Genomic DNA, 5,067 nt, shown 5'->3' with positions numbered 1-5,067 from the left:
CCATATCGCGCCAGTAGCGTTCCGGGCGATTGGTTTGCCGGTCGTGCTCGGCCGTGACCGGGTCCAGGTGGCGGTAGGCTTCCCAGATCGGGATATCGGGCAAGGGCTGGGTCACGTCCATGTAGTTCTGGACGAAGTCCCAAAGGGCGTAGCAGGGTTCGGGCATGCTGGTCGCTCCACCGACAACCCCCACACCTGCTTCGCACTTGCTGTAACGATGGAACAAATGGAGACGGTTCAGGATCCCGGCCCGGTCACCACGGGTACTGACCCAGGCGTCAAATTCCACAAAAGGCGCCTTGAAGACTTCTGGCTTGCCGCGGGGAATAAAGGGAAATTTTGGAGGGTAGGTCCATACGGTGACCATGCCGGTTCGGCGATTCAGCTCCCATAGAGGGCCTTTTCCTGCTTTTAGGAACCAGCCTAAGCAATACTTAGCTAAAACCCTTGAAATCAACCAGATTCCTATTGGAATACCAAACGTAAGTGCGAAGGAACGCCAGTCATCAATAACATCTTGCCAATAATTGCTATCGGATGAGACAAACGACATAACAATGACTGTCAGAATCATCAATGGTCCAAAAATGATGATCATAAGTCTGGTGAAAATTTCTGTTAGATTTAGAATCTGAAAGCGCTTGGCTAAAGGCGCGTATCGAAAACATTCATGATCCATCTGCCCCTGATAGCCAGTGCCCTCGAGGGGATCCCCATGCTCTTCATGCCAACGCAGTAGTTTTGGGGGGGCCTTCGCGAAAACAATAATCGGTACAACCGGTTCCGTATGCCCCCACGGCAAGCGCGCGGTGCCAAAACGCTCCAGCGCGGATTGGTTGTGGTCCTCATGTTGGGGAGGTTGCTCCGGTATCTGATCCGGTCGATACGCGGTATCGGCATAATAGCCGGTCGTCTGCCTTGGTCTTTCTACAACACTATCCACGTTGAACCACCTTTTCATCGAACCAGAAAACCCTGTCCGTTTCAGAGAAATCCGGCTTGGTGTGTTCTTCATTGTTTTTATCGTATGTTAATGAAGAGTCCGGCAAGGGCGCAGGGAAAACCATCAGGTCGTCCTTCTTGCCAATGCGGATCTGGACACGGGCGCTCCATGAGTACGTCACGATTTCCCGACTGACCACGTTTCCGAACAGGCCCTTTTGCTCCTCCATATGCACCCCGGGCGCTTCCAGATAAAAAAGGTATCCATTGTCGGTTGGCTCACTATATAGAATGCTTTCCCTGGTTCCTCGAATATCCAGCGGAAATAGTCGCCAGAGCTTGACCATACCCGGCCCCAAATTGGCCGGTGACCGCATTTCCACCATCCGCAGGTGAGACTCGACCACCAGTGGGCCCTGATTCTCGAACAACTTGAGTGCTAGTAGCTCGCGTAAACCGTCTTCTCGGCCATGATGTTTGGCCGACCCAGGGTGCTTAGCGCTCGGACCCTGTTGTGCATCTCCCGTTCACAGGCCTTGAAGGTGTCGTCGTCCATATCGCGCCAGTAGCGTTCCGGGCGATTGGTTTGCCGGTCGTGCTCGGCCGTGACCGGGTCCAGGTGGCGGTAGGCTTCCCAGATCGGGATATCGGGCAAGGGCTGAGTCACGTCCATGTAGTTTTGTACGAAGTCCCAAAGGGCATAGCAGGGTTCGGGCATGCTGGTGTTACCACCGATGGCACCAACGCCCGCATCGCACTTGCTGTAACGATGGAACAAATGGAGACGGTTCAGGATCCCGGCCCGGTCACCACGGGTACTGACCCAGGCGTCAAATTCCACAAAAGGTGCCTTGAAGACTTCTGGCTTACCGCGGGGAATAAATGGAAATTTTGGAGGGTAGGACCACACGGTGACCATACCGGTGCGGCGGTTAAGCTCCCATAGAGGGCCTTTTCCTGCTTTCAAAAGCCATTTTAAGAAGTATTTCCCTACAATGAGAGAAATAAGCCAAATACCTGCAGGCACACCAAAAAGTAAGACAAAAAAATCCCATTCGTCTGTAAGGCCATACCAGAAATTGCTTTTAGATGATGCAAACGAAGCTACAATGAGTGTGACAACAGTAAGGGGCACGAGAGTAATCAGTGACAATCGAGCAAATGCTCCGCCTAAATTAACTATCTGAAAACGCACAGCCAAAGGTGCAAATCGCAATCTCTCATGATCCATCCTCCCCTGATAACCAGTCCCTTCAAGGGGGTCTCCATTTTTCTCTTGCCAACGCAGTAACTTCGGCGGAGCTTTCGCAAAAAGAACAATGGGAACAACAGACTCTGTATTTCCCCATGGCAACCGCGTTGTGCCGAAGCGACCCAACGCGGATTGGTTATGGTCCTCATACTGGGGAGGTTGCTCCGGTATGCGATCTGGTCGATAGGCGGTATCGGCATAATAACCAGTTGTCTGCCTCGGCATTTCTACAACACTATCCACGTTGAACCACCTTTTCATCGAACCAGAAAACCCTGTCCGTTTCAGAGAAATCCGGCTTGGTATGTTCTTCATTGTTTTTATCGTATGTTAATGAAGAGTCCGGCAAGGGCGCAGGGAAAACCATCAGGTCGTCCTTCTTGCCAATGCGGATCTGGACACGGGCGCTCCATGAGTACTTCACGATCTCCCGACTGACCACGTTTCCGAACAGGCCCTTTTTCTCCTCCATATGTACCGCGGGCGCTTCCAGATAAAAGAGGTATCCATTGTCGGTTGGCTCGCTGTATAGAATGCTTTCCCTGGTTCTTGGAATATCCAGCGGAAATAGTCGCCAGAGCTTGACCATATCCGGCCCCAAATTGGCCGGTGACCGCATTTCCACCATCCGCAGGTGAGACTCGACCACCAGCGGTCCCTGATTCTCAAACAACTGAGGGATAGGACTTTCAACCCGCAAACACGTATTCGCTCTCTGTTTCGCCTCGATAACCTCGGGCGTTACACAATCGCTGCCACGATTGCCAGCTCCCACCTTGGAACTGAACAGGTTCGGCTCCAATGTGACATTCAACCCCATGAGCAAACTGACAAGACGGTAGTAGGCCTCCCTGGGCTCTTTCAAATAAGATTTTCCATCCAAATCCCCAAAAGGCCCGTGGCGCATCCAGGTTTCGAACGGATCTTCAGAGAACCACCAGACCGTCACCGCGCCGGCCACACAAAGAAAAATTCCGATGGCCAACCAACCTATGGGCCCAAGAAAGAGGAGCGTACTTCCGCTAGCAAGAAGCCCGCTAATGCCCATCGCGAAGGAACCTGCAGCGAGTAGACTGCTTCCCACGCCGACCCCGGTGTTACCGTTCTCAAATTGATATAATGCGTCTGCAACAAAAATAAATCCTGTAACGAAGGCGCCAACAAAACCAAAGAATGTCCTTAAAACAACTGGCCCACCCGCAACTGACCCGAGTACTCGACCAAGAGTTCCTCCAACCTCGCGACTCAAGAAACCAGACATAGCAGCGAAACCAGCACGAATCGTTAAAAGCCTTTTAGGAATCGCATACTGAAAACGTTCAGCAAGCACTACCATGGCAAGTCCTGCATCCAAGACAGCACTTCCTACACCCACTACCGCTCTACCAAATCCTCGATCTCGCTCAAGCTCATCGTATGCTGAATAGTTTGCTGAAATATTGTACGCCTCAACCATCATCACAACCGCCGGCAGAACCGGCGAATTCAGAGCCCTATAGCTCCACTTGCTTTTCGTACCGGAAACAGCCTGTCTTGCCCCAGCTGCCTCCTGATCCCATTGGTATCTGGCCGATTCGAGCGATTGCTTTTGGCTCTCCAACCTTTTGTTCAGGGCCGCAAACCGATTTTCCGCGGCGGCGTAATTTTCCTTGGCTTCTTGCAGGCGCTGCGCCAGTGCGGTGCTTGCTTGACTTGCGCTCTCCGCTGCTTTCTCTGCGCTCGCCACCCCTCTCTGGGCCAGCACAATTGCGGTCTCCGCCTCCGCCAGTTCATTCAGGGCCTTGGCCATGTTTTCATTGTCAGGAAGGACCAGCAAGAGCGCCTCTTCCGAGGTGTTCGCAGCAATGCCCTGAGCCGCAGCGCGCTGGCGATTGGTAGAGGCCACCACCTGACTCGTCGCGGCCGTCTCGCTGCCTTCCAGGTGAATATCGCCGAATACCCGGATACTGGCGTCCCCCGCCGATTCGGACGACAGGTTCTCCAGCATTCCAATGACGAGGTATCCCTTCTGGTTTGCTTTGGACAGGCGCGTCAATTTCATTTTGCCCCAATTTTGAGGCATGGAAGCGCGCATTCCTTCCAGGGACCCCGCATACAGCTTCATCTTCGCCCGGATAGCCTGGCTGCGAAGCGTTGCGAGTTGGTCATTGGCGTCGAGCAAAGCGTCGTTCAACTGGCGCTGACGGGCATCCAGTTCAGAGGCTTTCGCTTTCTGTATTTCGGTGGCGCCGCGGAAGTCTTCCTCAACAGCGACACGTTGTTCTACAAATTCCTGGCGCTCTTTGCGGAGCGACTCCAATTGACTCTTTAACTGCGCGATGTCTTTTTTCTGCTGCTTAATGGCCGGTTCTTCAGCAAGCTTCTTCTCCGCTTTTTGTATTGCAGACCAAAGCTTCCCGTGAACCTCCATCATCATGCTGCTACCGAACCGGATGTAATAATCGAGCATCGTCCGGAATGCGCCCTGATGCGCCGCAGCCACCAGTTCAAGGCCGTGGAACGATGTGATGCCCTCAACCTTCGGCAAACCGGCGGTTTCCAGTTTTGCCAGTTCCGTGCCCCGGTACACGCCGCTGCCGTCGTTCTCTTCCGGCTCCTCGGGAGCCTCGTAGTCCGACTGAAGCGTCTCAACACTGGCTTCCGGAAAGAGCATTCCGTACAACTCGGGGCATTGCTCGCCCTGACAGAGCGCCCGCACCCATTGCTTGCCCTCGTTGTCTTCCGTATTCCCCGAATCCAGCGCCAGGGCATCCTCCTCCTCTGGCGCTGTCGCGACGTCCTCGAGAATCTCGGCAACAAACTGGAACGCCCCCAGGTAATCGACCCCGTCGAACGAAAACAGATCAGCCAGAGCGGCTTGTGTCTTCACGCTT

The 5,067-nt window shown here is 53.6% G+C and carries 4 protein-coding genes; all 4 read right to left on the bottom strand.

All coding sequences use genetic code 11. From position 1 onward, the window contains the following. Positions 1 to 943 (bottom strand): hypothetical protein (locus EZI54_RS23020; protein WP_131484208.1); only part of this gene is annotated, 943 nt, incomplete at its 3' end. After that, positions 936 to 1,373 (bottom strand): hypothetical protein, encoded by a 438-nt coding sequence (locus EZI54_RS23015; protein WP_131484207.1) that lies wholly within the window; start codon positions 1,371 to 1,373, stop codon positions 936 to 938. The genes EZI54_RS23020 and EZI54_RS23015, both read right to left, overlap by 8 nt. 8 nt (positions 1,374 to 1,381) lie before the next feature. After that, the gene (locus tag EZI54_RS23010) at positions 1,382 to 2,437 is read right to left on the bottom strand and encodes a hypothetical protein (protein ID WP_131484206.1); all 1,056 of its coding nucleotides are present in this window, start codon (positions 2,435 to 2,437) and stop codon (positions 1,382 to 1,384) included. Beyond that, positions 2,430 to 5,067: hypothetical protein (locus EZI54_RS24650; protein ID WP_165495856.1), on the bottom strand; the 2,638-nt coding region annotated here is incomplete at its 5' end. The genes EZI54_RS23010 and EZI54_RS24650, both read right to left, overlap by 8 nt.

It is taken from the genome of Marinobacter halodurans, from assembly GCF_004327985.1.
In the GTDB taxonomy this organism is placed as follows: Bacteria; Pseudomonadota; Gammaproteobacteria; order Pseudomonadales; family Oleiphilaceae; genus Marinobacter_A; species Marinobacter_A halodurans.
This window is presented reverse-complemented; position numbering and strand designations above follow the sequence as displayed.